1 protein-coding gene is annotated in these 880 nt (G+C 69.0%); it reads right to left on the minus strand.

From position 1 onward, the window contains the following. On the minus strand, nt 1-880 hold an 880-nt coding region (locus M529_RS0124800), incomplete at both ends, for an AAA family ATPase (RefSeq protein WP_031295097.1).

Consider the following 880-nt stretch of genomic DNA (forward strand, 5'->3'; position numbering starts at 1 on the left):
CCCGCGCAGCCTCGCGCGTCTCGGCCGCGTGGACCATGCCATGCTCGGCATAGGCATGGATCGCCTCGCCGGTGCGGCCTGTTGCGAGCGCCCGCGTGGCGTCTTTCTGCCAGTCCTCATGCTGCCGGCGAACATCGCTGATCTCGGCCGCGCCGTAGCGCTCGGCCAGCGATCGGAACGCAGCGCCAGCCTCGATCGCCTGCAACTGCTCGGCGTCGCCGACAAGGATCACCTTGGCCCCTGCCCGTTCGGCCTCGGACAGCACCCGCTCCATCTGGCGCGTGCCGATCATGCCGGCCTCGTCAATCACCAGCACGTCGCGCGGACCTAGCAGCTCGCGGCCCTGCTCCCACTGATATTCCATGCTGGCGATCGTGCGCGAGGCGATACCGGAACCGCCCTCAAGCCCCTCGGCCGCGATCCCCGACAAGGCCGCACCGCGCACCTGATAGCCCGCCCGCTCCCATTCGTCGCGCGCAACGCCCAGCATGGTCGATTTGCCGGTGCCGGCATAGCCGACGACAATTGCCAAGTCGTTCTTGCCGGTGATATGCGCGAGCGCGTCCTTCTGCTGGCTTCCCAGCGCAAGGCCAACCCTCTCGGCGGTGTCTCGCCCCCCCATTTTAGACGCCGCCGGGAGACCATGCCCGGCCCGATCCGCTAGGCCGTAGCCGGCGCGCTCCAACCGCTGCTCGGTGTCGATCATCTCGCGCGACGTGAACCGGTCCTCGCCGCGTCCGTCCTTCCCCAGCGCTACCAGCTCGGGCGAGGTCCGCACCGCGCTCATCACCTGATCGAACTGGTCCTTGCCGTCGCTATGCCGGAACGCGAACTGCGCCAGGTCGCGCCGCGTGAACGTCGCCTGTTGGCGCGTGATCGC

The organism is Sphingobium ummariense RL-3 (assembly GCF_000447205.1).
Lineage (GTDB): Bacteria > Pseudomonadota > Alphaproteobacteria > Sphingomonadales > Sphingomonadaceae > Sphingobium > Sphingobium ummariense.